Below are 23,874 nucleotides of genomic sequence, written 5' to 3'. Positions count from 1 at the left end.
CTCTCGTACATTCTAATGCACGGCTGGGGAGGGTATCCGGATTTAATGGTTGATGCGTCAACCTACTGTTGGTGCATGCTTCCCTCGCTAATTCCAGCAAGAACCCCACACGCCTCAACTTCCCGGCCATCGTTGCAACTCGCTCTCAGTGAAACGAGTTGTTTCTCAAGCGCCTGTAGAGCGGTTATCTGCGAGCGCACGTGAGAGATGTGATCATCGAGCAAAGCGTTCACGGCGGCACAAGGTTGGTGAGGGTCGTCCTGATACCTCTGTAGCTCGTGAATCTCTGCTAGCGACAGGTCCAGGATTCTGCAGCGACAAATGAAAGCCAGCCGCTCACTATGTTCCTCGGTATAGACACGGTAACCGTTCTCCTGCCGATCAGGCGACGGTAACAGGCCCTGTCGTTCATAGAAGCGGATCGTCTGTGTATCGACCCCTACCAACTCTGCCAACTGACCAATACGCACCAAGCTCCTCCTCAACGGATTCTCTCCGCTCTGTTGACCTTATAGTGACTATATGGTTTTAAATGATAGCCCGATAATATTCAAGTGGAGTCGTATCATGAGCAAAACCTGTGGAGCCCCCTGTGGCGGCGATGCGACGCCCATAGCGGATACCGATATGCGTCGCTCCTCCGAAGCATCGGGGAAATGGGTCAGCGTTTATGCCGTGCCGAAGATGGACTGTCCATCGGAAGAGCGAATGATTCGCCTGGCCCTGAACGGCTTTGAGGAGATTCGGGTGCTGTCCTTCGACTTGTCGAACCGCCGATTAGAGGTCGTGCATGACGGCGAGGTCGAGCCCATCACCGCAAAACTGACAACCTTGGGGCTAGGAGCCTCGCTTCAGGAAACGGCCGCTGCCGATCCTGAGTCGATCAAGGCGGTCGGTGACACGTCGGCCTCTGCCGCGCAGGAGTCCGGCACCCTGCGTTGGTTGCTCGGTATCAATGCGGTCCTGTTCGTGGTGGAAATGACGGCCGGCCTGATCGCGCACTCCACCGGCCTGATTGGAGAATCCCTGGACAATTTTGCCGATGCGGCCGTGTACGGGCTCGCCCTGTATGCGGTTGGGCATAGCGTAAAAATGCAGGTGCGTGCCGCGCATCTTGCAGGTGTGCTCCAACTGATTCTGGCGGTTGGCGTACTCGCAGAGGTGGTCAGGCGCTTTGTATTCGGTAGCGAGCCTGAATCGCTGATGATGATAGCGATTGCATTCGTCGCATTGATTGCCAATACCAGTTGTCTGCTGCTGATATCCAAACATCGAGAGGGCGGGGCGCACATGAAGGCAAGCTGGATATTCTCGGCCAATGACGTGGTGATCAACCTGGGGGTCATCACCGCCGGCGCCTTGGTCGCGTGGACCGGAACCAATTATCCGGATCTGATTATCGGCACCATCGCGGGGGTCATTGTGCTCAACGGTGCCAGGCGCATTCTGGCGCTCAAGGGTTAAATAATGTCTATTAATAGCTATTCAGTGGCCTGCTGAGCCAGTTCACCTAGCAAAGTCACCTCAAGCACGACGCCAGTGTTGCGAAGACACTCTGGAGCCTGGTGGCCTCCCTCGCCACGGGCAATGGCGCGCGTCCGATCTGGACGCCTTTCGTCAGGATCCGGTCACGGCGAAGCTGCTGGGCATCGAGACCGTGCCGGCGAGAGGCCGCCTCGGCAAATACCTGGTACGCATGGGGACGGTCCACCTCGACGCGCTCCAGAGCATCGCTCGCTACTGGGCAAGGCACTTGGCGCCGCCGATCCTGGACTATCAGGTCAAGACCCTGAGCTATGTGCCAGTGTTCGTGGATGGCACCGCCATCGAAGTGGATGGCCAGTTGTTCGGGGAATCGCCTCATTACACGCGAGCTTGATCAGCGGGGAACAGCAGCCCCCCAGAAATTGAAACCGGCAAACCTCGGGACCTTCGAAAGATAGCCCGTCTCCATCCGCTGGATACCGAAGCCTGCGTGCCCGATAAGCTCGGGTATGTCGCGGTTGAGATGGCAGCCCCCCGCCACTCTGCGCCACAGGGGATTGATACGGCGCTGCCACTGGCGTACGGCTTCGTCGGGCGCCGTGCCGTGTTCGCAGAACAGCAGTTGGCCACCCGGCTTGAGCACGCGACGCATCTGCTCCAACGCCCGGTGCCAGTCCGGAATCGTGCACAGGGTGTAGGTGAGCACCACGGTATCGACACTGTTGTCGTCGAGAGGGACCTCCTCGCCCGGCAGGTCCAGCCAGCGCACCTCGAACTGTGCGCTGGCGACGTTGTGGCGGGCCTTGCGTCGCATGCCTTCGGAAGGCTCGAGCCCCCAGACCAGCTCGACCCGGTCCGGATCGTAGTGGGAAATATTGAGCCCGGACCCCATACCCACCTCCAGAACACGGCCCCGTGCCTGCGGCACCACGGCCGCCCGCTGTCGCTCGACCACCGTGTTGCCGCATGCCAAGTGGAGGAGGTGTGGCAAAACGTGATTCTCGTAGAAGGACATCAGGAACCGCCTTCAGTGTGGTTGTCGCATGACCGATATACGGCCGGGCTACCCCAGTGTCGCCAGCGAGGGAAACAAGTCGACCATGATGCTGGAAAGCCGCGTCATGGTGCCCGAGACGATGGCGATGCCCATCAGGATCACGATCGTGCCGGCAACTGGGCGAGCATAGGCGCTCCACCTACCCAGACGTTGCCGATGCAGGGCGAATCGATTGATCAGCAGGGTGCTGGCGAGAAAAGGCAGCGCCAGGCCCGCCGAGTAGGCGCTGAGATAGAGCATGCCGGCCTGGGCACTGGCGGCGCTGGAGGTGGCCATCAGGATGGCGCCCAGGATGGGGCCGATACAGGGCGTCCAGCCGATGGCGAAGGAGACCCCGAACACCGTCGCCGACAGCGGGGAGCCACCCTGGACCTTCGGTGTGAACTGAAGGGTGCGCTGGAACAGCGGCAACCGGAACACACCGGTCATGAACAGGCCCAGCACGATCACCGCCGAGCCGGCGACCCAGTTGAATTCCTGGCGATACCCCCGCATCAGCTGGCCGATACCACTGGCGCCGAGTCCCAACAGGATGAACACGATGCTGAAGCCGAAGACGAAGAAGGCACTGAGGATCAATGCCTCCAGGCGTCTATCGGCCTTGCCGGCACTCCCGCCCGTGACCACCGACAGGTAGGCCGGCAACAGCGGCAAGGTGCAGGGCGAGAAGAAGGAGACCAACCCGCCGGCGAAGGCACCGATCAGACCGATAGAAGAGAGAGATTCCAAGGCGTTACGCTTCCTGGGGGGCAAGGTGCTGGGCGCGAAGCAGCCTGGGGCCAGCCGCCTGCTTCGCATTTGGTTCGGCGGATGATTCTAAAGGTTGTGTCTACCTCAAGGTCAATCACGAATAAATGACTATCGATATAATCTAAAGAGATAACCCACCTTCCTTCGAAAGCCCTTGACCTTAAAGTTGACTTCAAGGTTATCGTGCGTAGTGCATCATCTGACACTTAGCAGAGATAAGGAAAGCGAGATGACCCTACAGCTAGGGGAGATAGCTCCCGATTTCACGGTCGAATCCACCGAAGGCACGCTTGGCTTTCATCAGTGGCTGGGCAAGGACTGGGCCGTGCTGTTCTCGCACCCCGCCGATTATACGCCAGTCTGCACCACGGAACTGGGCGCATTTGCCAGGCGTAAGGACGAGTTCGCCGCGCGTGGTGTCAAGCTGGTGGGGGTGTCGGTCGACCCCCTCGCTTCTCACCACGACTGGGCGGAGGATATTAAGCAGACCCAGGGCGCGGCCCTGAACTACCCCCTGCTGGCAGACGCGGACCAGGTGGTGGCTCAGTTGTATGGAATGATCCATCCGAAAGCCGACCCCAAGGTGACGGTGCGTACCGTCTTCATTATCGATTCCGACAAGAAAATCCGCCTGACCTTGACCTACCCGCCCAGCACCGGGCGTAACGTCGACGAGATCCTGCGGGTCATCGACTCGCTCCAGCTAACCGACAAGCACAAGGTGGCCACCCCCGTCGACTGGCAAAACGGTGACGATGTCATCATCTTGCCGTCGCTCTCGGATGACGACGCTAAAGAACGTTTCCCCGAGGGTTGGAACGCCAAGACGTCCTACCTGCGAGTCGTGCGTCAACCGGACTAACGGAGCCACGGCTCGCGAATCAGGCCGCCTGTCCCAGACGGCCTGTCGGAAGCTCCGATTCACAGTGTCGTGAGGTGAAGCCATGCAAACACTCAGTATCGGCGAGCTTGCCGAACGCAGCGGGGTCGCCAGCCAGGCGATTCGTTTCTACGAGAAAGAGAAACTCATGCCCGCCCCCCAGCGGACGGACGCCAATTATCGGCGTTATCCCCTGGATGCCGTGGCCAGGCTGCAATTCATCGTCCATGCCAAGCAGTGGGGCTTCACGCTCGAGGAAATCCGTGAGCTGTTGATCCTCCAGGATGCCAACGGCGACCGGGCGCAGGCCAAGCGCATCGCCGGAGAGAAACTGCACAAGATCCGCGAGCAAATTCGACATCTCTCGCGGATCGAGGCCGTGTTGTCGAAAACACTCGACGAATGTGCGGGCGAAGGGCCGATGCAGGAAGGCTGCCCGATAGTCGAGGCCATCGCCGAGAAGGCCGAATGAGCGACATCGTCGCCTCCGGCAGTGTAACGCCGGAGTCCCGAAGCGCGCACGCCGGGCCGGCAGGTAACTAAGCCAGGAGACCACAGTAATGACGGAAAACGTCGATATCGAGATTCGGGGTATGTCCTGTGCGTCCTGCGTCGGACGGGTGGAGCGGGCCCTCGGCCAGCAGCCGGGCGTGATTAACGCTCAGGTGAACCTGGCCACCCAGAAGGCGACGATCCAGATGGAGGGAGGCTCCACGACGGCCAGCCTGCTCGACGCTATCGAAACGGCGGGCTATCAGCCGGTGGTGGAGAGCCTCGAGATTCCCGTCACCGGCATGAGCTGCGGATCCTGCGTCTCGCGGATAGAACGAGCGCTCGGCAAGCTGCCCGGCATGGTGGAGGTGAGTGTCAATCTCGCCACCCAGAAGGCCTTCGTCCGTTTCCTGCCGGGGACCGTATCGCTGGCACGCATTCAGCATGCCATCCGCGAGGCGGGCTATGAACCGCAGGAAACCGAGTCGCAGCAGCAGGCGGACGACGAGGATCGCGAGGGACGACAGCTTCTCCACCGGGTCATGCTCGCGGCAGTGCTCACCATCCCGGTGGTCATCATCGCCATGGGAAAAGTGATTCCCGCCTTTGATGCGCTCTTGGCGAGCATGATGCCGCATCGCGGCTGGATGGGCGTCGAGTGGCTGCTGACCACGCCCGTGCAGTTCTATGCCGGGGCACGCTTCTATCGCGGTGGCTATGCCGAACTCCGGCATCTCAACCCGGGCATGAACAGTCTGGTCATGATCGGCTCGAGCGCCGCCTACTTCTATTCGGTCGCCGCCCTGCTGGTGCCCGGCTTTTTCCCGGCTGGTACCGCCGTGAGCTACTTCGAGGCGGCAGCGGTGATCGTGACGCTGATCCTGTTGGGACGCTACTTCGAGCACATCGCCAAAGGCCGCACCTCCGAGGCGATCAAGAAGCTCCTGCAGTTGCAGGCAAAAACCGCCCGCGTCATTCGCGATGGTGAAGCGGTCGAGGTGCCGATCGAGGCCGTCGTGCCCGGTGATCGCATCCTGGCCCGCCCGGGCGAGCGCATCCCGGTGGATGGCATCGTTGAGGAAGGCCATTCCTTCGTCGACGAGTCGATGATCAGTGGCGAACCGGTACCGGTTGCCAAGCAGCAGGATGCCGAAGTCGTCGGCGGCACCATCAACAAGAACGGCGCGCTTACCTTCCGCGCCACGCGGGTCGGTGCCGACACCGTGCTGTCGCAGATCGTCAAGATGGTGGAAGCGGCCCAGGCCGAGAAGCCCCCGATCCAGCAACTGGCCGACAAGATCGCCGGGGTGTTCGTGCCCGCAGTGATCGTCATCGCCCTGATCACTTTCGGGGTGTGGTTCGCCTTCGGGCCGGCCCCGGCGCTGTCCTTCGCCTTCGTTACCACGGTGAGCGTGCTGCTGATCGCCTGCCCCTGCGCGATGGGCCTGGCCACCCCGACCGCGATCATGGTCAGTACCGGCAAGGGGGCCGAGATAGGAGTGCTGTTTCGCAAGGGCGCGGCGCTTGAGACGTTGGCCAAGATGGATACCGTCGTGCTCGACAAGACCGGCACCCTGACTCAGGGGCGACCCGAGCTGACCGACTTCGAAGTGATCGAGGGGCACGAGAACGAGGTGCTTCGCCTTGTCGCGGCGGTGGAAGCCCAGAGCGAACACCCCATCGCCGAGGCCATCGTGCGTGGTGCCCGAGCACGTGGACTCGAGCTGCCGGCCGTCAGCCATTTCAGCGCCGAGCCGGGCTACGGCATCGAAGCCGACGTCGCCGGTCACCGGCTTCACATAGGGGCCGATCGCTACATGAACCGGCTCGGGATTGGGCTCGGCAAGGCGGAAGAGCGCGCCAAGGCGCTTGCCGAGGATGCCAAGAGCCCCCTCTATGCCGCGGTGGACGGCCGACTCGCCGCGGTCATCGCGGTGGCCGATCCGCTCAAGGAGGGCTCGGTCGAAGCCATTTCAGCACTCAAGGCGCAGGGGCTGGAGGTGGCCATGCTCACCGGCGACAACCGTGGTACGGCCGACGCCATCGCTCGTCAAGTTGGCATTCAGCGCGTACTCGCCGAGGTGTTGCCTGACCAGAAGGCGGACGAGATCAAGCGACTACAGGCCGAGGGCGGCAAGGTCGCCTTCGTGGGCGACGGGATCAACGATGCCCCGGCGTTGGCGCAGGCCGACGTGGGCATCGCCATCGGTACCGGGACGGATATCGCCATCGAGGCCGGCGACGTAGTGCTGATGCGTGGCGACCTGAGGGGAATCGTCAATGCCGTGGCGCTCTCCAAGCGTACCCACCGGACCATCATCGGGAATTTCGTCTGGGCCTATGGCTACAACGTGGCGCTGATCCCCGTGGCGGCGGGCGTGCTCTATCCGTTCATCGGCGTATTGCTCAGCCCCATGCTGGCGGCAGCCGCCATGAGCGTCTCCAGCGTCTTCGTGTTGACCAACTCGTTGCGGCTACGCCGCTTCACGCCGGATATCGATGACGCTTCGCCGGTGACGAGCGGTGAACCCCAGACAGGTCAAGTCCACCAGGCCTAAGCAGCGAAAGTCAACAGGAGACCAGGATGATGGGAAGCGAAGCATGCACGTGGGGGATGGCGGGGATGGGGCTCATTTCCATCCTGCTGATTATTGCGTTGGTGCTTGGCGTCGCCGCGCTCGCCAAGTATCTGTTCTTCGGAAAGAAGCGTGATAGCTGACAACCAATCGCTACGACAGGTTCGATTCCCCGGGTTGATCAGAGAGCGATGAAGAGGCCGTTCATGAAGAAAATCATCTACTCCACTTATTGCCTTGCTGTTGTAGGGCTGTTCGGTCTCATTACGCTCCCCGCTCTGGCGGAGGAAACGGGGGGCGATTCTCTTGAAGGCCACCAGGCCATTAGTACAGCCGATACTGGAACACCCCTGCCCGCATCGATTACGGCATTATTGGATCAAGGACTCAAATTACACGGAACCTTTAATGCCCCGGGAGATATACAAGGTTATGCCTTGTCCTATGATAATGAGCCCGTGGCGGCTTATATTCCCTCCACTTCCGACCACGCCATCATCGGTACCTTAATTGATCCTCAGGGCAACGCTGTAATGGAAAATCAACTTCAAGCTCTGGTGCTGGAACCGATGCTGGAAGCTACCTGGAGCGCGTTCGAGGACACTCGCTTTATTCCGGAAGGACCTGATAGTGCGTCACATATCGTGTATACGCTGACCGACCCCAATTGTCCCTACTGCAATGCGCTGTGGAAGAGCTCACGGTCTCTAATCGATCAAGGTGAGCTTCAGCTTCGTCATGTGCTGGTCGGCGTTCTGTCAGAGGACAGTCTCCGCAAGGCGGCCGCGATCCTTGAGTCGAATGACCCAACCAAAGCCCTCGAAACCCATGAATTGAACTTCCGCAATGGCGGCATCAGTCCGGTGGTGCCGTCGGAGGAGAGTCGAGCGCTTCTTAGGCGGCATGCCCAGCTCATGCGCGAGGCCGGCGCCACGGGAACGCCGACCAGCTATTACCGCGATGAAGAAGGTAATGTGCAGCGCATCAATGGTGCGGTGTCGACCGACCGGCTTCGCAACATATTGGGTGTCGAATGACACGCCATAACGGCACAGGGGTGACATGAGATGTCATCTCACACAACTGAGATGAGTATGGCAAGCACGCTCGGTGTAAAGCACAGGCTCATATTGGGAGCTTCTGTGCTGATTGGCTTGGTGACCCTCTATTGGATCCTGATGGAGACCGGTGCCTTATCGACGCTCACCAATAAGCAGGCTCTGCGTGAGTGGGTTGGCCAGTTGGGGGGCTGGGGGCCATTGACCATTATCGCCATGATGATAGCGGCCATTGTCATGAGCCCGATACCCAGTGGGCCGATCGCCATGGTGGCCGGTGCGATCTACGGCCCTCTATGGGGGACGGCGTATGTGGTCATCGGTGCCGAGGCCGGCGCGTTGCTCGCCTTCGGCATCGCCCGCCTGCTCGGCTACGAGGTGATCCATCGCTGGTCGCGTATACGTCCCATGTTGGACTGGCTGGGAAAGGAGCGCTCTCAAACCGGGTTGATGCTCGTCGTATTCGCATCGCGATTGGTGCCATTCATTTCGTTCGATGCCGTCAGCTACGCGGCGGGCCTGACACCGCTGGCCTTCTGGCGTTTCTTGATTGCCACGCTGGCCGGGGTGGTTCCGACGGCTTACTTGATCGTCATATTCGGCGAAGTCCTGATTACCGCCGACTCCCGTGGCCTCACGGTCGCGCTGATCCTCGCGAGTGGGGTCACGCTCCTGCCGCTCCTGGCGAGAGTTGTGTGGACTCGGCATCGAAAGCGACGGACTAGCTCCAATTGACGGCTGCCGATGCCGATTGCCTCGCCCGGGTAAGCGGATTAAATGGTTGATCTTACCTTTGCATGAGAGTGAGACAGACCGGCATCTCATCGGATTATCTGGTTGATGCTTCACCTACTGCTGGTGCATGTTTCCTTCGCTAATTCCAGCAAGAACCCCACACGCCTCAACTTCCCGGTCATCGTTGCAACTCGCTCTCAGTGAAACGAGTTGTTTCTCAAGCGCTTGCAGAGCGGTTATCTGCGACCGCACATGAGAGATGTGATCATCGAGCAAGGCGTTGACGGCGGTACAAGGCTGATGAGGGTCGTCCTGATAGCTCTGTAGTTCGTGAATCTCAGCCAGTGACAGGCCCAGGATTCTGCAGCGACGGATGAAGGCCAGCCCCTCACCATGCTTCTCGGTATAGACACGGTAACCGTTGTCCTGCCGATCAGGCGGCGGCAACAAGCCCTGCTGTTCATAGAAGCGGATCGTCTGTGTTTCGACCCCTACCAACTGCGCCAACTGACCAATGCGCATCAGCCTCCTCCCCAACGGATTCTTTACTCTATTGACCTTATAGTAGCTTTATAGTTTTAAATGGTACCACAACATTGTTCAAGTGGAGTCGTATCATGAGCAAATCCTGTGGTGGCGCCTGTGGCGGTGATGCAACGTCCGCAGCGGATACCGATATACAGGCCTCCTCCGAAGCGCCGGGGAGATGGGTCAGCGTTTATGCCGTGCCGAAGATGGACTGTCCATCAGAAGAGCGAATGATTCGCCTAGCCCTGAACGGCTTTGAGGAGGTTCGAGCGCTGTCCTTCGACTTGTCGAACCGCCGGCTGAAGGTCGTACATGACGGCGAGGTCGAGCCCGTCACCTCGAAACTGAAGACCTTGGGGCTAGGCGCCTCGCTTCAGGAAACCGTCGCTGCAAATCCGGAGACCATCAAGGCCGCCGAGTTCTCGGCAGCTTCTGCTAAGCAAGAATCCGGGGCCCTGCGCTGGTTGCTCGGCATCAATGCACTTCTGTTCGTGGTGGAAATGACTGCCGGTCTGATCGCCCAGTCCACCGGCCTGATTGGAGAATCCCTGGACAATTTTGCCGATGCGGCGGTGTACGGGCTTGCCCTTTATGCGGTTGGACATAGCGTGAAAATGCAGGTACGTGCCGCGCATCTTGCTGGTGTACTGCAACTGATCTTGGCTGTGGGCGTGCTCGTAGAGGTGGTGAGACGCTTTGTATTCGGTAGTGAGCCTGAATCGCTGGTGATGATGGCTATCGCATTCGTCGCATTGATTGCCAATACCAGTTGTCTGCTGCTCATATCCAAACATCGGGAAGGCGGGGCGCACATGAAGGCAAGCTGGATATTCTCGGCCAACGACGTGGTGATCAACCTGGGGGTCATCACCGCCGGCGCCCTGGTCGCGTGGACCGGTTCCAATTATCCGGATCTGATTATCGGCACCATCGCGGGGGGCATTGTACTTAACGGTGCCAGACGCATTTTGGCGTTGAAGGGTTAAATAATGCTCATTGTTGGCAAAAAGCTCTCGCCGTATGCCCTATTGTCCATATCGGGCCTGCTGGCAGCGTCTGATCAGGCTGTAAAGTGGCTGGTGCAGCAATCAATGGCCTATGGCGAGTATGTTTCGGTGACCCCGTTCTTTAACTGGGTGCACCTATGGAACACCGGTGCCGCATTCAGTCTTTTTGCGAATGGTGGAGGCTGGCAGCGCTACTTTTTTAGGGTATACGGATTTAATGGTTGATGGGGCACCTTCACCCCATCAATCATTAAATCCGTATACCCGAAATCACGCGACTCAAGACGGAATCACCATGCTCGTCAAAATCATTCCTGAACTCGGTCTCTTCGCGCTGATCATGGCGCTGGGCCTGGCGTTTATACAGGCGCTGGCTCCGTTAGCGGGTGTCACGCTCCGCCGCCCACTCTGGATGGCCTTCGCCGAGCCCATGGCATGGGGGCAGTTCGCCTTCTTGCTGGTGGCCTATGCCAGCCTGACCGCGAGCTTCCTGCTCGATGATTTCAGTGTGTCCTATGTGGCCAACAACTCCAACTCGATGCTGCCGTGGTATTACAAGCTCACGGCGGTGTGGGGGGGACACGAAGGCTCGGTGCTGCTATGGAGCCTGATCCTCAGCGGCTGGGGCTTCGCCGTCAGCCTGTTCTCGCGCAACCTGCCGCGTGACATGCTGGCCCGTGTCTTGGGGGTCATGGGCATGGTCAGCACCGGATTCTTGCTGTTCATCCTGATCACGTCGAGCCCTTTTGAACGTCTGCTGCCGGGAGTGCCTCAGGACGGCGCCGATCTCAACCCGCTGCTACAGGACGTCGGGCTGATCCTCCATCCCCCCATGCTCTATATGGGCTATGTGGGCTTCTCGGTAGCTTTCGCCTTTGCCATCGCTGCCTTGCTGGGAGGGCGGCTCGATGCCGCCTGGACACGCTGGGTGCGGCCCTGGACCAATATTGCTTGGGCCTTCCTCACCATGGGCATCGCGCTGGGTAGTTGGTGGGCCTACTACGAGCTGGGGTGGGGCGGCTGGTGGTTTTGGGACCCGGTGGAGAACGCCTCGTTCCTGCCCTGGCTGACCGGGACGGCGCTCATCCATTCGCTGGCGGTCACGGAAAAGCGTGGCACCTTCAAGAGCTGGACCGCCCTGCTGGCGATCTTTACCTTTTCGCTGTCGCTGCTGGGCACCTTCCTGGTGCGCTCCGGGGTGCTGACGTCGGTGCATGCCTTCGCCAATGACCCGTCACGGGGCATCTTCATTCTGGCACTGCTGGGGTTCACGGTGGGCGCTTCCTTGCTGATCTTTGCCCTGCGTGCGCCGCGGATGAGCGGCAATGTGGGCTTCGGTTGGTTGTCTCGAGATGCGCTGTTGCTGATCAACAATATCCTCTTGGTCGTCATGACCGTGACCGTTTTGCTGGGCACGGTCTACCCGCTGATTCTCGATGCCCTGGGGCTGGGCAAGATCAGCGTCGGCCCACCGTACTTTAATACGCTATTCGTGCCGCTGACCGTGCTGCTGTGCGCCTTCATGGGGCTAGGCCCCGTGGCGCGCTGGAAGCAGATGGCGGGGCGCGAGTTGATGCGCCGACTACTTTGGTCCGGCATCGCCGCGCTGATCACGGCGGCGGCGGTGCCGTTCCTCTACGGCGGAGAATGGAACGCCGCCGTGGCGCTGGGGCTGGTCATGGCCCTGTGGGTCGTGCTGGCGTTGATCCGTGACCTGTTCGACAAGACCCGCCATGCCTCCTCACCCCTGGCCGGCTTGCGCAAGCTGTCGCTGGCGCATTGGGGCATGGTAGTCGGCCATCTGGGCATGGCCATCACCATCGTGGGCGTGGCCATGGTGTCGAACTATGCCATCGAGCGTAACGTACGTCTTGCCGTGGGGGAGCGTGTCGAGATAGGCGGTTACAGCTTCACCATGACCGACCTGAGCGAGCGCCGCGGTCCCAATTTCCTGGCCGATACGGCAACCCTTGAGGTGACACGTGATGGCCAGCATGTCACCACCCTACGGCCCGAGAAGCGATTGTATATTGCCCGCGGTCAGCCCATGACCGACGTCGCCCTGCGCCCTGGGCTGCTGCAGGACATTTACGTGGCGCTGGGCGAAGACTTGGGTGACGGTGCCTGGGCCATGCGAATCCAGATCAAGCCGTTCGTACGCTGGCTCTGGCTGGGGGCGTTGTTGATGGCCACTGGCGGTCTGCTGGCGGTGGCGGACCGTCGCTATCGGCGTCAGCGCTCAGTGCCAGCTGACTCCACTCTCCTCCGTGAGGTCCATACATGAAACGGCGACTGTTACTGCTTTTCCCCTTGCTGGTTTTCCTGGGACTGGGTTTCTTTCTCTACCGAGGCTTGGCCATGGATCCCAGTGCCCGCAATTCGGCACTGCTAGCCCAGCAGTTTCCTGCCTTTTCCCTCTCGACACTGAAGGATCCTGGTGCCCGGGTCGATGAGTCGCTGTTGCACGGGCAGGTCACGCTGGTCAATGTCTGGGCCGAGTGGTGCCCGACCTGCAAGGAGGAAATGCCCCAGCTGCTGACACTCGCTGAGCGCGGCGTGCGCTTGGTCGGCATCAACTACAAGGACACCCGCGTCAAGGGGCGGGAGTTTCTCGACGAGTTCGGCGACCCGTTCGAAGTCAATATCTTCGATCCGGATGGCGATCTGGGGTTCGAGCTCGGCGTCTACGGTGTGCCGGAGACCTTCCTCGTCGATGCCGAGGGCATCATTCGCTATAAGCACACGGGCTATATCACTCCCGAGGATGTCGAACGTGTCGTGCAGGAGGTGGGCAAATGGCGTTGATGACCCGGGCCGGCCTGCTGTTGCTCTTGTTGATAACGTCGGTCCCTGTGCTGGCGGATTCGGCTATCGAGGTGCGTGACTTCGAGAGGCCAGTAATGGCCGAGCGCTATCGTGATCTTACTGCCTCATTGCGCTGCCCCAAATGCGATGCCCAGGCCATCGACAGCTCGGATTCCCCGGTGGCTGCCGACATGCGCGAACGCGTTGCAGATTTGTTACGCGAAGGGCGATCCGATAAAGAAATCCTCGATTACATGGTCGCACGCTTCGGCGAATTCGTGCTTTATAACCCGCGACTCGACGAGCGTACCTGGTTGCTATGGGGATTGCCGTTCGTGCTGGTGATGATCGGGGGGTTTATCGTGGCGGTCTTCGTCCGCAAACGAAAGCATGCCCAGGTTCGAGCGCTCAGCGCCGAGGAGCGCGAGTACCTCAATGCCCTGTTTAACCGCGAGGGGAGCGAATGAATCTGCTCTGGTTGGGCATCGCCCTGTTACTGTTGCCTGCCCTGTGGCTCGTGATCCTGCCGCTGAGACGGACCCGCCCGCTGCACGATGCTCAGCAGGCCTTCGAAACCAAGCAGCGCACCGATGCCCAGAACGTGGCGGTCTATCGTCAGCGCCTGGCCTCGCTGGAAACGGCCCATGCACGCGGCGAGCTCGACACCGCGCGAGTCGAGGAGGGTCGGCTGGAGCTCGAACGCAGCCTGCTCGAGGATACCCAGGTACGCCGACGCACACCGCTCAAATCCCCCCAGGCCGGACGGTTGTTGGTGCCGCTGGTGATGGTGGCGTTGGTGGTGGCCAGTCTGCTCTGGTATCAACGGGAAGGCGCCGAGGGCGATCTGGCACTGTATGCCGTGCATCAGGAGGTGCGCAACTCGCCTGACGGCTCGCTGGCGATGCTGATCGAGCGGCTCGAGGAGCAGGCCAAGCGACAGCCGGACAATCCCAAGGTGTGGATGTCGCTGTTTCCGCTGTACCGGGACAGCAATCGGGGACGTGATGCCATCGCCGCGCTTGAGCGCCTGATTGAGCTGGAGGGTCGACAGCCTTCCCTGCTGGCGCAATTGGCACAGATCCAATTCTTCGTCGCCAATCGCTCGATGACCGAGGAGGTCCAGGCACTGGTCGACGAGACCCTAGACAAGGATCCGCGTCAGCCGACGGTGCTCGGCATGCTGGGCATCCATGCCTTCGATCGCGCCCGCTATGAAGAGGCTATCGATTACTGGCGACGCGCGATCGCCGGCTTCGACGACCCCGGCTCGGCGGAAGCGCTGCGGGAGGGCATTGCCGTGGCACAACAGCGCCTGGACGCCTCGTCCGACCAGGTCGATGCCCATCAGGCCGCGCAGGACGGCGCGTCGCTCGCGGTCAGGGTCGGCCTCGCCGAAGCGCTCCGCGAGTGGGCCGCGCCGGGCGACACGGTGTTCGTCGTCGCCCGCGACGTGGCCGGCGAACTGCCGCCGCTGGCCATCGAGCGGGCCACGGTCGCCGACCTACCGCTCGAGGTGACACTCGACGACGACGATGCCATGGCGCCCCAAGCACGGCTCTCCCAGATTGCCGAGCTGCGCCTGACGGTGCGCGTCTCCGCATCGGACGAGGCCACCCCGCAGCCAGGCGACCTGATCGGCGAGGCGGGGCCGGTGACACTCGGCGAGGCCGACTCGCCGATCGACGTCACCATCGATCGCATCGTTGACTAGCCAGGCTGATCGTAAACGCAGTCTCGGCAACGCGACTTGGCTGTCAGAGCATTAAGGAAGAACCATGCTGCAATATCCGCAGATCGATCCCGTGGCCATCTCCCTGGGGCCCGTGCAGATTCACTGGTATGGCCTGATGTATGTGGTCGGGCTGGCCGCCGCCTGGTGGCTAGGGCGTCGTCGAGCCCATCGCCTGGGTTTGAGTCACGATGATATCGGCGATCTGATTTTTTACGCTGCCGTGGGGATCATCTTGGGTGGCCGCCTGGGCTATGCGCTGTTCTACGGGCTCGAGCAACTTCTTGCCAACCCCTTGTGGCTCTTCAGGGTCTGGGACGGGGGCATGAGCTTCCATGGCGGCCTTGCCGGTGTGCTCATCGCCGCCCTGCTGTTTGCCCGCAAGCATCGCCTGGCCTTCTTTCAGTTGACCGATTTCATCGCCCCGCTGGTGCCGATCGGCCTGGGCGCCGGGCGCCTCGGCAACTTCATCAATCACGAGTTACCGGGACGTATCAGTGACGTTCCCTGGGCCATGGTCTTCCCCCCCATGATGGGGCTGGGGCCGGAGCCGCGGCACCCTTCAGCGCTTTATGAGTTCGCCCTGGAAGGCGTGGTGCTGTTTGTCATGCTGTGGTGGCTGTCGCGCCGACCGCGCCAGCGGGGCCTCATCTCCGGGCTGTTCCTGGTGCTGTATGGCGCCTTCCGCTTCACCGTGGAGTTCGTGCGCCTGCCCGATCCTCACCTAGGGTTCGTCGCCTTCGGCTGGCTGACCATGGGGCAGCTGTTGACCCTGCCGATGCTCATCGCGGGGCTGGCCCTGGTTGTCTGGTCAATGCGTCAGCCAGTGGATAGGGGGAAAACGGCGGCGGCCTCATGAACACGGCCTTCACCTTTCTGCTGGTGCTGCTGTTCGTCGCCACACCGGTAGCGGCCCGTGGAGAGTTTCCCGCGGGCAGTGGCAAGAGCTCCCCCTTCGGTACCTCGGCTCAACGGGAATTCCTGGCGGCTAAAGAAGCCTTCCGGGCCAGCGCCTGGCGAGACGATAGGCGGCTCTACGTCGGTTTCGTCATTGCCGAGGACTATTACCTCCACCGCCATCGGTTTGCACTGGAAAGTCGCTCTCCGGGCGTCAGTTTCGGTGAGCTGGCAATTCCCCCCGGCGAACCCATGGTGCACGCGTCTCTGGGGGAAATCGAGGTGTTCTATGACCAGGTGGTATTCAGTGCGCCCATCGAGGCGAGCGACACCGCTGCCGAGCCGCTGGCCATCGCGGTGACCTTTCAGGGGTGTTCCGACCGGGGACTCTGCTATCCGCCCGAGCAGGTCGAGCTCGACGCGCTGTACGGTTCCCCTCCGGCAGCCTTTGATTCTCCCCCTGGTGATACTGGGGATAGCGAAGAAGGAGCGCCTTGAATGGATCCCACCGACCTGAGCCTGCCGCCGCTGGCGGCGGCCTTCGTCTTCGGCCTGCTCGGAGGGGCGCACTGCATCGGCATGTGTGGCGGCATCATGAGTGCCCTGACCTTTGCCGTGCCCCCCAGCATGCGGCAGCCGGGACGCCTGGCCGGCTTGTTGCTCGGCTACAATCTGGGTCGCATCATCAGTTACATGATCGCCGGCGCCCTGGTGGCGCTACTCGGCTCAGTGCTCAATCATGCCCTGGACGGCATCGCCCTGGTGCTGCGTATCCTGGCGGCGGTCATGCTGATTCTGATGGCGCTGTATATCGCCAACTGGTGGAAGGGGTTGCTGCGTGTCGAGGTCCTGGGTCGCTCGCTGTGGCGGCGTATCGAACCGCTTGGTCGAGGCTTGATGCCCGTCGTGAAGGTGCCCCAGGCCTTCGCGCTGGGCTCGATCTGGGGCTGGATGCCCTGCGGGCTGATCTATTCAATGCTGGCCTGGAGTCTGGCCGTGGCCGAGCCGCTACGCGCCGCGGCGATGATGGGGGCCTTCGGTCTCGGCACCCTCCCCGTCGTCCTGGCGACCGGTATGGCAGCCCGCCGCGTCTCGCTATGGATTCGCCATCCAGCGACCCGCACGCTGGCGGCGCTGCTGATCATAGCGTTTGCCGTCTGGCAACTCTGGCATCTGCAGTCCATGACCGGCATGGACGATATGGCCAGCATGGCGCCGTCGCATCACTGATGGCATCCGCACGGGCCATCCGTGACGATAGCCGGTTGCGCCGATCCCAGCGATTCGATCAGTTGCTTCAGGCTGGGAGCTTCGGAAGCATTATCGTGGTCGATGCTTTCCAGCCATCGCGCTATCGCCTGGAGTTCATGGATCCGCGAGCGAATGTATGGCCGTTGTTCAACCAGGGGAGCGTACGTATCGCTAAGCGGAGGGCTGCCTTGGTCCGCCCAGGTCAATATCTTCTTGATGTCTGGGAGACCGACTCCCAACGAGCGAAGGCAATCAATGAGACGCAGGCGACCCAGTGCCTCCTCGTCATAGAGTTGATAGCCGTTGCGCGGGTCCCGTTGCGGTCGTAACAACCCCTCACGGGTGTAGTGGCGTACCGTTTCCGCAGTGACCCCACCAGCCCGAGCCAGTTCAGTGACTCGCATTGCCTTTTCCTCACCTACTCATTTGCAGTCAGCCTACAACCGTGCGGCCGCCCAAAGGTCAAGGCCTGGTTATAGCGCTCAATGGGTGGCCGCCCGCATGACGCGGGGACGCCAAAAAATAAGGGCTTGACCTTGAAGTGGGCTTCAAGGATATCTTTCCAGCAAGCAGCGCCGCTGCCGGGTGAAAATCGAAGCCAAGCCGTCCATCAGCCTTGCTGGTGGAACGGTGATTCCCAGGAAGATAGAGGAGAAGAGTCATGCGGAAACGTCACACGGCGATCTTGACTGCCGCCATCATCGTCGCCAGCGGCTTCGGTGCCGGCTCGCTTCTTGCGCAGGAAGAGAATCAGCAGGCGCCAATGGAGGGCAAGGGCATGCAGGGCGATATGATGCAAGGGGGTGGCATGATGGGGATGATGAGTGAAATGAATACCATGATGAAAAACTGCAATGCCATGATGGAAAGCATGCAGCAGGGTCATGAGGGCGATAGCAACGCCTGAAGTGGCATTGGCCGGGGCTGCTTCGCATAGGAGCGGCCTCCGCTAGGATTGGGTGGCGCGAGGGGAGGACGGTACGTGAAAAAAGAGCTCTATACACCACTACTTGTCTTAGCATTGATGACCAGTTCTCCTTCCTTTTCCCATTCCCTCGAAGATGCCGAGGCAGAGCTGCAAGAGCGGGAACGCTACGCCCAATTCGTCGACCAGCCAGCGCCGGCATTTTCGTTGACCGATACAGACGGTAATACCGTGTCGTCTTCCGACCTGGAAGAAAGCGTCGTGGTGCTCAATTTCATCTACTCGCGCTGTCAGGAAGCTTGCCCGGTGCATATGAACCTGATTGCCGAGGTGCAGGAGCGAGTCAACGATACCGGCCTACGAGATGATGTTGAATTTATCACCATCGCTACCGACAGCGAGGATTTTTCCGGCACGCACAACAACATGCGGGCCTACGGTGAAAATTTCGATCTGGACCCCGCCAACTGGCGTTTTCTCTATCGGGCCGAAAATGAGCCTGCCGAAACCACCCGCCAGGTCGCGGAGGCCTATGGCCTTCGATTCGATGATGTGGCCGAGGGCGTCCAGGCGCATGGCGTCGTGACTCATGTCATCGACCAAACAGGACGGATGCGGGCCCGCTTTCATGGGCTCAAATTCGATCCGGAGCACCTAGTTTCCTATGTAAAGGTGTTGGCAGAAGGACCAGAGGAATTATCCACCGGTGCGTGGGATCGTATTCGCCATACTGTCGTCAACACCTTCAATTAATACTGTGAGATATAGCGATCTTGCTATCAACTGTTCTCGCGAGCTCAATGGAGGTTCAGCGTATGAAACACCTGAAAACATTCACCCTGGCTGCGCTGCTGTCCTTTCCCTTATCGGGACTGGCAGCCGAGACGTCGGCAATCCTCTACAAGAACCCCAACTGTGGCTGCTGCGCCGAATACGCCAAGTATCTCGAACGAAGCGGGTTCGAGGTGGAGACAATCGATACTCACGATCTCGCGAAGATGAAAGCCGAGCACGATGTCTCCGAGGAACTGCAGGGTTGCCATACCACGCTCATCGACAATTACGTCTTCGAGGGCCACGTTCCCGTGGAAAGCGTCACCCAGGTACTCGAAGAGAAACCTTTCATCAAAGGCCTGAGCGTACCCGGCATGCCGCTTGGCTCACCGGGAATGTCGGGCGAGAAACAGGGTCCACTAGAGGTCTATACCTTGGCCTTCCAGCCAACCGATAGCCCCGAAATATACGCCACCCACTGAAGGTGAGCCTTGGTGATGAGACAACTGATCGGGACCAGTTGGGTAGCGGTGGCATTGTGGGGAATGATCACTTCTTCGGCCGTCGCCGAACCACCCAAACGTGTGGGGCCGAATGGGTTTCTTCTCTGGGAAAGCCCACGCGAGGTGTCGGAAATCAGCTTCGAGGCTGGCGACGGTACCCCGCTGACGCTGACCACCTTCGGAGGAAAGCTGATCCTGCTCAATATCTGGGCGACCTGGTGTGGTCCTTGCCGCGAGGAAATGCCCACCCTGGATGCCCTCCAGACCGAACTGGGTGGAACGGATTTCGAGGTCGTTGCGCTCTCGATCGACCGCAAGGGCATCGAAGTCGTCAACGAATTCTATCAGGAGGTGGGTATCGAGCATCTCGCCCCCTACGTCGATCCAACCGGCATGGCCAGCGCTAACCTGGGTGCCGTGGGTATACCCACGACACTTCTGCTCGACCGCCAGGGCAGGGAGATCGGGCGCCTGGTCGGAGAGGCCGAATGGGATACCTCCGAGATGATCGACTTTCTTGCCGAAATCATAGAAGCCACCCAAGAGGAAGCGCCATGAGTTGCTGTGACGACAAGCCCCAAAAAGGCCAAGAGAAAGCCGGACTGAAAGGCCTGGTAACAGGCCCGCGCCGATGGATGCTGCTGGGCGCCGTGGCGGTGGCCGGTGGCCTTGCCATGGGCTGGGATCAGTTGGTCCTGCTCGGCCTCGCGCCTCTCCTGGTGAGCCTCTTGCCTTGTCTCGTCATGTGTGGACTGGGGCTTTGCATGATGAAATGCAAGGACAAGACAGGCAAATCAACTGACCCGAGTGAAGCCACCGACGCGCAAGCCGGGGTGGAAGCCTCCACAGCGGTACCCACGGAGACGGCATCCGCCAATCGTCTATCAGCGGATCACCAGGTGCCGTCCGAGCGGCCCATATCCAAGCTCCAAGCCTAGCCGCGGGATAAGCGAGGATGCTGGAGCTTGCCAATATCGGCCTGGCGACGGCCTTTCTGGCGGGCCTGATCTCGTTCGCTTCGCCCTGTGTCTTGCCGCTCGTACCGGGCTATCTTTCCTTCGTCGCCGGGCGCTCGCTGGGGCAGATACGAGAAGCGGATCGACGGGAACGACTCCGGGTGTTGACCCAGTCGATCTGGTTCGTGCTCGGGTTCACCACGATATTCCTGATGCTGGGCGCCAGTGCCACGGCCATTGGGCGCCTGCTACTGATCTATCGCCAGGAGGCGAACCTGGTCGGCGGCCTCATCGTCATCCTGTTCGGTGCCTTCATGACCGGGCTCATTCCGCTGCACTGGTTACAGCGAGAATGGCGGTTTATCGGCCGGCTCAAGGAAGAGGGTGGCGTGCCCGGTGCGGCTTATCTGCTGGGTGTGGCGTTCGCCTTCGGCTGGACCCCCTGCATCGGCCCGATTCTGGGCGCCATTCTGACGGTCAGCGCCTCGACGGCCAATGCCTCGAGCGGTATGGCGTTGCTCGGCATCTATTCGCTGGGCCTGGGGGTGCCCTTTCTGTTGACGGCGGTGTCGCTCGATCGCTTCCTGCACCACCAGCCATTCCTGCGCCGCTGGGGCCGAGCCATGCATCTGACGGCCGGGCTGATCATGATCCTGATGGGTATCCTGATGGTTACTGGCAAACTGTCCGAACTGTCCTATTGGTTATTGCGCACCTTCCCTGCGCTGGGCAGCATCGGCTAGCCGTTATTCGAGGAAATATTGCAATGAACAAGATCACGAGTCGCTTCTGGCGTGCCCTGTCACTGACGAGCTGGGTCATGGCCAGTCTGAGCTTCGTCAGTATGGCCGGGGCCACCGAGGAGGCATTGCCGTCGCTGAGTTATGACCAAACAGGCGAACGGCTGCTCAAAGTACAGGCCAACCAGCTTTTCGAAAGCACGGATGGCCGGGCGGCCTGGACGATGATTCCATTGCCCGACGAAGTAGCGGAGGGACGGTTGGTAACGGTATCGGCAACCGCCGAACAGGCCCTCTATATCGCCGGCCCCTCGATCGGGGTGCAGCGCAGCATCGATCAGGGAGAAAGCTGGCACGAGATCGATGAGGGACTGCCTAGCCAAGACGTTATCGCATTCACCGTGCATCGTAACCAGCCAGAAACGCTTTATGCTGTGGTTGTCGATGACGGCCTCTACCAGAGCGAAGATACCGGCACGACCTGGAAGAAGATGGATAGCGGTCCTGCCCAGGCCGTTCGTCGGCTCATCCACTCCGATATGGAGGGTAGCATGCAGACCGGCTGGCTCTATGCGGTGTCCGACGATGTGGTTCGCCTGTCGATGGACTGCTTCTGCGGCTGGCGACCGACCGGGGATCTCAATGCCGGCAGGGTCTATGATCTGGCCTACAAGCTCGACGATCCCGAGCACGTCTATGTAGCCACGGAGCAAGGACTGTGGCGCAGCGACAATGGCGGTCAGGAGTGGCAGCAAGTTAGGGGTAATGCCCCGACGCTCGTTGCGCTAACGCTCGCGCCGCAGGGAACGCTCTATGCCCTGGATCGTGAGGGGGAACTCATGCGCAGCGAAGATCAGGGCCAAACCTGGACACCCCCCGATGCGTAAGCGCTGGATCCTCGTCACAACATGGCTGCTGATGAGTGCCGCGGGGCAGGCCATGGCGGGGGGTGGCCCCTCTTCGCGCGATACCTCTCGGCTGGAAGAGGGAGAAAGGATCTACCAGCAGTACTGTGCCAGCTGCCACGGCAGCGAGGGCGAGGGCCAGCCGAACTGGGAGCGCCAGAATACCCAGGGCGAATTACCCGCCCCCCCACACGGGCCGGAGGGGCATACCTGGAAACACTCCGATGCGATGCTCTACCGGATCATCGCCGAGGGGTGGCGCGATCCCTGGAACAAGACCGAAAGACTCACCATGCCGGCCTTCGAGGATGTCCTGACCCCCGCCGAGATTCGCTCTGTGATTAATTTCCTCAAGTCGTTATGGACATCGGAGCAACGACACCACCAGGCGGAAGAAAGCGTAGGAGCTTCATTTCCGACGCAAAGTGAGTAGCTGTGGGGCTGGGGAAGCGCTGCGTAAACACCTCCGCAGCTGACGGAGAGTCAACCGCAGGGTAAAACCTGGCTTTCTTGCCACTGTCTGACCAAAGCCAACCGATGAAGCAGATTTCTGTCGCTCAGGCTCAGCAACAGAACAAGAAGAAGGTTCCCCGCAGCGAACGGTGTCTGGGAAGCCTTGAACAGGACATCATGCACGCCCCCAAGGTCAGTAGCGGCATTTTCACCACTACGCTGCTGACATTACTCTCAATACCAGCCCAGAGATGGTGGACATTTCATCGCACGCACGAAGCCCCCTGCGAGAGCGTCACCTTGAGCTGATTGTGGTAGGTTTGCATTTGCTCTCAGCTAGGACTGTCTCTCTCCTACCAAATGGAGAGTAAGATGGGTAGGAACAAATAAAAAACTATGCACAAAATAAAACTAACCAACTGTTTTATAATTAAAAAATACATCAAATTACATCTTCAGATTCAAAATATTGAGTGAGGGATATGAGTCGAGCTACACCCTGGAGTTCAAGTGAGGTAGAGGCGACCGTCGCCACCTACCGGCAGATGCTGGTGGCGGAACTAAGCGGGCAAAACTATAACAAGCGCGAGCTCAATCGAGCGCTGATGGCACAGCTCCACGGTCGCTCGGCCAGCGCTATCGAGTTCAAGCACTGCAACATCAGCGCGGTGCTGCGCGATGCCAACTGCCCCTATGTCGATGGCTACAAGCCGCGCAGCAACTATCAGCAAAGTCTGGTTGAGGTTGTCGAGGAGTTGTTGCTGCGAAGCGAACTCGTTGATCGCGCGGCGCGTTTGGCCGCCGACCTGCCGGTGGTTGATACTACCGGCCTCTTAGACGAGCGTATCATCGTAGAACCTCCTAGAACGACACTACCGCAAAAAGGCGTTCGGGAGTTCCATGCCGACTATTCAGTTCGCCCGCCGCAAAAACGTGACTACCTGGCCCGGGAAACCCGCAACCGGGAACTTGGCCTTGCGGGTGAGCACCTTGTGATGCGCTTCGAGCAACAGCGCTTGATAAAGGCAGGAAAAGAAAAGCTCGCCGAGCGTCTAGAGCATGTCGCCATCACGCAAGGTGATGGACTAGGGTTTGATATTCGCTCGTTCGAGCCCGATGGCCGAGACCGGCTGATCGAGGTCAAAACTACGGCGTTTGCCAAAGAAAGTGCGTTTTTTATCACGCCTAACGAACTTGCCTGCTCGCGTGCTTACTCTGAGCATTATCACTTGTTCCGGCTTTTCAACTTCCGCAAAGGGCCGAAGCTTTTTTGCCTGAAAGGCGACCTTCAGGGGCAACTCTGGCTCGAACCCGACAGTTATCGGGCGGGCGTGCGTTGATTCAGTAGAGATTGATCACATCAAATGC

At 60.3% G+C, this 23,874-nt stretch carries 32 protein-coding genes; 27 read left to right on the top strand and 5 right to left on the bottom strand.

Annotation, left to right across the window (positions count from 1 at the left end; translation table 11 throughout):
* Nucleotides 1-62 precede the first annotated feature (62 nt).
* The gene (cadR, locus tag IT895_RS18840) at nt 63-470 is read right to left on the bottom strand and encodes a Cd(II)/Pb(II)-responsive transcriptional regulator (RefSeq protein ID WP_199284346.1); all 408 of its coding nucleotides are present in this window, start codon (nt 468-470) and stop codon (nt 63-65) included.
* 97 nt (nt 471-567) lie between these two features.
* Here cadR (IT895_RS18840) and IT895_RS18835 point away from each other — a divergent pair, with 97 nt between their 5' ends.
* Both IT895_RS18835 and IT895_RS18830 read left to right on the top strand, forming a co-directional pair.
* Nucleotides 568-1,464 (top strand): cation transporter, encoded by an 897-nt coding sequence (locus tag IT895_RS18835; protein ID WP_199284345.1) that lies wholly within the window; start codon nt 568-570, stop codon nt 1,462-1,464.
* 193 nt (nt 1,465-1,657) lie between these two features.
* Nucleotides 1,658-1,879, top strand: coding sequence for a hypothetical protein (locus IT895_RS18830; RefSeq protein ID WP_108131996.1), 222 nt, complete (start codon nt 1,658-1,660; stop codon nt 1,877-1,879).
* On the opposite strand, the gene IT895_RS18825 is transcribed toward IT895_RS18830, so the two are convergent.
* Both IT895_RS18825 and IT895_RS18820 read right to left on the bottom strand, forming a co-directional pair.
* Complete coding sequence (locus IT895_RS18825; protein WP_233337310.1) at nt 1,880-2,476, bottom strand: class I SAM-dependent methyltransferase; 597 nt, start codon at nt 2,474-2,476, stop codon at nt 1,880-1,882.
* Between the two features lie 72 nt (nt 2,477-2,548).
* A complete protein-coding gene (locus IT895_RS18820; protein ID WP_233337309.1) occupies nt 2,549-3,271 on the bottom strand; it encodes a cytochrome c biogenesis CcdA family protein in 723 nt (240 codons plus the stop codon).
* Between the two features lie 250 nt (nt 3,272-3,521).
* Here IT895_RS18820 and IT895_RS18815 point away from each other — a divergent pair, with 250 nt between their 5' ends.
* From IT895_RS18815 to IT895_RS18795, 6 genes are all read left to right on the top strand, one after another.
* Complete coding sequence (locus IT895_RS18815; protein WP_095622760.1) at nt 3,522-4,154, top strand: peroxiredoxin; 633 nt, start codon at nt 3,522-3,524, stop codon at nt 4,152-4,154.
* Nucleotides 4,155-4,236: 82 nt separating this feature from the next.
* The gene (locus tag IT895_RS18810; RefSeq protein ID WP_087720525.1) at nt 4,237-4,644 is read left to right on the top strand and encodes a heavy metal-responsive transcriptional regulator; all 408 of its coding nucleotides are present in this window, start codon (nt 4,237-4,239) and stop codon (nt 4,642-4,644) included.
* A gap of 88 nt (nt 4,645-4,732) precedes the next feature.
* A complete protein-coding gene (locus IT895_RS18805; protein ID WP_195688903.1) occupies nt 4,733-7,222 on the top strand; it encodes a heavy metal translocating P-type ATPase in 2,490 nt (829 codons plus the stop codon).
* Between the two features lie 26 nt (nt 7,223-7,248).
* Nucleotides 7,249-7,383 (top strand): hypothetical protein, encoded by a 135-nt coding sequence (locus IT895_RS19535; RefSeq protein WP_023005305.1) that lies wholly within the window; start codon nt 7,249-7,251, stop codon nt 7,381-7,383.
* A 63-nt stretch (nt 7,384-7,446) separates the two neighbouring features.
* Complete coding sequence (gene dsbG, locus IT895_RS18800; protein WP_199284343.1) at nt 7,447-8,277, top strand: thiol:disulfide interchange protein DsbG; 831 nt, start codon at nt 7,447-7,449, stop codon at nt 8,275-8,277.
* Nucleotides 8,278-8,382: 105 nt separating this feature from the next.
* Nucleotides 8,383-9,033 (top strand): TVP38/TMEM64 family protein, encoded by a 651-nt coding sequence (locus IT895_RS18795; protein ID WP_233337308.1) that lies wholly within the window; start codon nt 8,383-8,385, stop codon nt 9,031-9,033.
* 114 nt (nt 9,034-9,147) lie between these two features.
* Here IT895_RS18795 and cadR (IT895_RS18790) read toward each other — a convergent pair whose 3' ends face one another.
* Nucleotides 9,148-9,555, bottom strand: coding sequence for a Cd(II)/Pb(II)-responsive transcriptional regulator (gene cadR, locus IT895_RS18790; protein WP_004364961.1), 408 nt, complete (start codon nt 9,553-9,555; stop codon nt 9,148-9,150).
* A 95-nt stretch (nt 9,556-9,650) separates the two neighbouring features.
* Here cadR (IT895_RS18790) and IT895_RS18785 point away from each other — a divergent pair, with 95 nt between their 5' ends.
* From IT895_RS18785 to IT895_RS18745, 9 genes are all read left to right on the top strand, one after another.
* On the top strand, nt 9,651-10,547 hold the full coding sequence (locus IT895_RS18785; protein WP_199284341.1) for a cation transporter: 897 nt from the start codon (nt 9,651-9,653) through the stop codon (nt 10,545-10,547).
* Between the two features lie 3 nt (nt 10,548-10,550).
* Nucleotides 10,551-10,793, top strand: coding sequence for a signal peptidase II (locus IT895_RS18780; RefSeq protein WP_442786525.1), 243 nt, complete (start codon nt 10,551-10,553; stop codon nt 10,791-10,793).
* Between the two features lie 70 nt (nt 10,794-10,863).
* Nucleotides 10,864-12,852 carry a heme lyase CcmF/NrfE family subunit gene (locus tag IT895_RS18775; RefSeq protein WP_023005051.1) on the top strand — a complete coding sequence of 663 codons (1,989 nt, stop codon included), beginning with the start codon at nt 10,864-10,866 and terminating at the stop codon, nt 12,850-12,852.
* Nucleotides 12,849-13,373: a DsbE family thiol:disulfide interchange protein gene (locus tag IT895_RS18770; protein WP_031217685.1), complete on the top strand. Its 525-nt coding sequence runs from the start codon at nt 12,849-12,851 to the stop codon at nt 13,371-13,373. The genes IT895_RS18775 and IT895_RS18770 overlap by 4 nt, the downstream gene beginning before the upstream one ends.
* A complete protein-coding gene (locus tag IT895_RS18765; RefSeq protein WP_023005049.1) occupies nt 13,364-13,840 on the top strand; it encodes a cytochrome c-type biogenesis protein in 477 nt (158 codons plus the stop codon). The genes IT895_RS18770 and IT895_RS18765 overlap by 10 nt, the downstream gene beginning before the upstream one ends.
* Nucleotides 13,837-15,084 (top strand): c-type cytochrome biogenesis protein CcmI, encoded by a 1,248-nt coding sequence (gene ccmI, locus IT895_RS18760; protein WP_023005048.1) that lies wholly within the window; start codon nt 13,837-13,839, stop codon nt 15,082-15,084. Before IT895_RS18765 ends, ccmI begins: the two co-directional genes overlap by 4 nt.
* A 64-nt stretch (nt 15,085-15,148) precedes the next feature.
* Nucleotides 15,149-15,961: a prolipoprotein diacylglyceryl transferase gene (gene lgt / locus IT895_RS18755; RefSeq protein WP_023005047.1), complete on the top strand. Its 813-nt coding sequence runs from the start codon at nt 15,149-15,151 to the stop codon at nt 15,959-15,961.
* Nucleotides 15,958-16,497, top strand: coding sequence for a protein-disulfide reductase DsbD domain-containing protein (locus tag IT895_RS18750; protein WP_199284340.1), 540 nt, complete (start codon nt 15,958-15,960; stop codon nt 16,495-16,497). Before lgt ends, IT895_RS18750 begins: the two co-directional genes overlap by 4 nt.
* Nucleotides 16,498-17,229, top strand: a complete 732-nt coding sequence (locus IT895_RS18745) for a sulfite exporter TauE/SafE family protein (RefSeq protein WP_199284339.1) — start codon at nt 16,498-16,500, stop codon at nt 17,227-17,229. It begins immediately after the preceding gene.
* Here IT895_RS18745 and IT895_RS18740 read toward each other — a convergent pair.
* Nucleotides 17,223-17,654: a MerR family transcriptional regulator gene (locus IT895_RS18740; protein WP_095622770.1), complete on the bottom strand. Its 432-nt coding sequence runs from the start codon at nt 17,652-17,654 to the stop codon at nt 17,223-17,225. The two genes, IT895_RS18745 and IT895_RS18740, sit on opposite strands and share 7 nt — an antisense overlap.
* Nucleotides 17,655-17,911: 257 nt before the next feature.
* On the opposite strand from IT895_RS18740, the gene IT895_RS18735 reads away from it, so the two are divergent.
* The 10 genes from IT895_RS18735 (at nt 17,912) to IT895_RS18690 (ending at nt 23,846) form a co-directional block, all read left to right on the top strand.
* Complete coding sequence (locus IT895_RS18735; protein ID WP_095622771.1) at nt 17,912-18,157, top strand: hypothetical protein; 246 nt, start codon at nt 17,912-17,914, stop codon at nt 18,155-18,157.
* A gap of 75 nt (nt 18,158-18,232) precedes the next feature.
* Nucleotides 18,233-18,928 (top strand): SCO family protein, encoded by a 696-nt coding sequence (locus IT895_RS18730; RefSeq protein ID WP_229359163.1) that lies wholly within the window; start codon nt 18,233-18,235, stop codon nt 18,926-18,928.
* Between the two features lie 62 nt (nt 18,929-18,990).
* A complete protein-coding gene (locus tag IT895_RS18725; RefSeq protein WP_095622773.1) occupies nt 18,991-19,431 on the top strand; it encodes a DUF411 domain-containing protein in 441 nt (146 codons plus the stop codon).
* A gap of 15 nt (nt 19,432-19,446) precedes the next feature.
* Nucleotides 19,447-20,010 (top strand): TlpA family protein disulfide reductase, encoded by a 564-nt coding sequence (locus tag IT895_RS18720; protein WP_199284338.1) that lies wholly within the window; start codon nt 19,447-19,449, stop codon nt 20,008-20,010.
* Nucleotides 20,007-20,390: a hypothetical protein gene (locus IT895_RS18715; RefSeq protein WP_176475859.1), complete on the top strand. Its 384-nt coding sequence runs from the start codon at nt 20,007-20,009 to the stop codon at nt 20,388-20,390. Before IT895_RS18720 ends, IT895_RS18715 begins: the two co-directional genes overlap by 4 nt.
* 17 nt (nt 20,391-20,407) lie before the next feature.
* Nucleotides 20,408-21,151 (top strand): cytochrome c biogenesis CcdA family protein, encoded by a 744-nt coding sequence (locus IT895_RS18710; protein ID WP_176475860.1) that lies wholly within the window; start codon nt 20,408-20,410, stop codon nt 21,149-21,151.
* A gap of 23 nt (nt 21,152-21,174) precedes the next feature.
* Nucleotides 21,175-22,035 (top strand): WD40/YVTN/BNR-like repeat-containing protein, encoded by an 861-nt coding sequence (locus IT895_RS18705; RefSeq protein WP_095622775.1) that lies wholly within the window; start codon nt 21,175-21,177, stop codon nt 22,033-22,035.
* Nucleotides 22,028-22,486 carry a c-type cytochrome gene (locus IT895_RS18700; protein WP_176475861.1) on the top strand — a complete coding sequence of 153 codons (459 nt, stop codon included), beginning with the start codon at nt 22,028-22,030 and terminating at the stop codon, nt 22,484-22,486. Before IT895_RS18705 ends, IT895_RS18700 begins: the two co-directional genes overlap by 8 nt.
* Before the next feature lie 104 nt (nt 22,487-22,590).
* Complete coding sequence (locus IT895_RS18695; RefSeq protein ID WP_035414157.1) at nt 22,591-22,815, top strand: hypothetical protein; 225 nt, start codon at nt 22,591-22,593, stop codon at nt 22,813-22,815.
* A 173-nt stretch (nt 22,816-22,988) separates the two neighbouring features.
* Entirely contained in the window at nt 22,989-23,846 is an 858-nt protein-coding gene (locus IT895_RS18690; protein ID WP_199284337.1) for a DUF3883 domain-containing protein, read from the top strand.
* Nucleotides 23,847-23,874 lie beyond the last annotated feature (28 nt).

It is taken from the genome of Halomonas sp. A40-4, assembly GCF_015767635.1.
GTDB classification, from domain to species: Bacteria; Pseudomonadota; Gammaproteobacteria; order Pseudomonadales; family Halomonadaceae; genus Vreelandella; species Vreelandella janggokensis.
Note: the sequence above shows the minus strand (reverse complement) of the source record. Positions and strands in the feature narration are given on the sequence as shown.

Bases quoted from the DNA above. Each gene is read 5' to 3' on its own strand.
- IT895_RS18835 (WP_199284345.1), top strand. From the start codon at position 568: ATGAGCAAAACCTGTGGAGCCCCCTGTGGCGGCGATGCGACGCCCATA.
- IT895_RS18815 (WP_095622760.1), top strand. From the start codon at position 3,522: ATGACCCTACAGCTAGGGGAGATAGCTCCCGATTTCACGGTCGAATCC.
- IT895_RS18810 (WP_087720525.1), top strand. From the start codon at position 4,237: ATGCAAACACTCAGTATCGGCGAGCTTGCCGAACGCAGCGGGGTCGCC.
- IT895_RS18805 (WP_195688903.1), top strand. From the start codon at position 4,733: ATGACGGAAAACGTCGATATCGAGATTCGGGGTATGTCCTGTGCGTCC.
- IT895_RS19535 (WP_023005305.1), top strand. From the start codon at position 7,249: ATGATGGGAAGCGAAGCATGCACGTGGGGGATGGCGGGGATGGGGCTC.
- dsbG (WP_199284343.1), top strand. From the start codon at position 7,447: ATGAAGAAAATCATCTACTCCACTTATTGCCTTGCTGTTGTAGGGCTG.
- cadR (WP_004364961.1), bottom strand. From the start codon at position 9,555: ATGCGCATTGGTCAGTTGGCGCAGTTGGTAGGGGTCGAAACACAGACG.
- IT895_RS18785 (WP_199284341.1), top strand. From the start codon at position 9,651: ATGAGCAAATCCTGTGGTGGCGCCTGTGGCGGTGATGCAACGTCCGCA.
- IT895_RS18780 (WP_442786525.1), top strand. From the start codon at position 10,551: ATGCTCATTGTTGGCAAAAAGCTCTCGCCGTATGCCCTATTGTCCATA.
- IT895_RS18775 (WP_023005051.1), top strand. From the start codon at position 10,864: ATGCTCGTCAAAATCATTCCTGAACTCGGTCTCTTCGCGCTGATCATG.
- IT895_RS18770 (WP_031217685.1), top strand. From the start codon at position 12,849: ATGAAACGGCGACTGTTACTGCTTTTCCCCTTGCTGGTTTTCCTGGGA.
- IT895_RS18765 (WP_023005049.1), top strand. From the start codon at position 13,364: ATGGCGTTGATGACCCGGGCCGGCCTGCTGTTGCTCTTGTTGATAACG.
- ccmI (WP_023005048.1), top strand. From the start codon at position 13,837: ATGAATCTGCTCTGGTTGGGCATCGCCCTGTTACTGTTGCCTGCCCTG.
- lgt (WP_023005047.1), top strand. From the start codon at position 15,149: ATGCTGCAATATCCGCAGATCGATCCCGTGGCCATCTCCCTGGGGCCC.
- IT895_RS18750 (WP_199284340.1), top strand. From the start codon at position 15,958: ATGAACACGGCCTTCACCTTTCTGCTGGTGCTGCTGTTCGTCGCCACA.
- IT895_RS18745 (WP_199284339.1), top strand. From the start codon at position 16,498: ATGGATCCCACCGACCTGAGCCTGCCGCCGCTGGCGGCGGCCTTCGTC.
- IT895_RS18740 (WP_095622770.1), bottom strand. From the start codon at position 17,654: ATGCGAGTCACTGAACTGGCTCGGGCTGGTGGGGTCACTGCGGAAACG.
- IT895_RS18735 (WP_095622771.1), top strand. From the start codon at position 17,912: ATGCGGAAACGTCACACGGCGATCTTGACTGCCGCCATCATCGTCGCC.
- IT895_RS18725 (WP_095622773.1), top strand. From the start codon at position 18,991: ATGAAACACCTGAAAACATTCACCCTGGCTGCGCTGCTGTCCTTTCCC.
- IT895_RS18720 (WP_199284338.1), top strand. From the start codon at position 19,447: ATGAGACAACTGATCGGGACCAGTTGGGTAGCGGTGGCATTGTGGGGA.
- IT895_RS18715 (WP_176475859.1), top strand. From the start codon at position 20,007: ATGAGTTGCTGTGACGACAAGCCCCAAAAAGGCCAAGAGAAAGCCGGA.
- IT895_RS18710 (WP_176475860.1), top strand. From the start codon at position 20,408: ATGCTGGAGCTTGCCAATATCGGCCTGGCGACGGCCTTTCTGGCGGGC.
- IT895_RS18705 (WP_095622775.1), top strand. From the start codon at position 21,175: ATGAACAAGATCACGAGTCGCTTCTGGCGTGCCCTGTCACTGACGAGC.
- IT895_RS18700 (WP_176475861.1), top strand. From the start codon at position 22,028: ATGCGTAAGCGCTGGATCCTCGTCACAACATGGCTGCTGATGAGTGCC.
- IT895_RS18695 (WP_035414157.1), top strand. From the start codon at position 22,591: ATGAAGCAGATTTCTGTCGCTCAGGCTCAGCAACAGAACAAGAAGAAG.
- IT895_RS18690 (WP_199284337.1), top strand. From the start codon at position 22,989: ATGAGTCGAGCTACACCCTGGAGTTCAAGTGAGGTAGAGGCGACCGTC.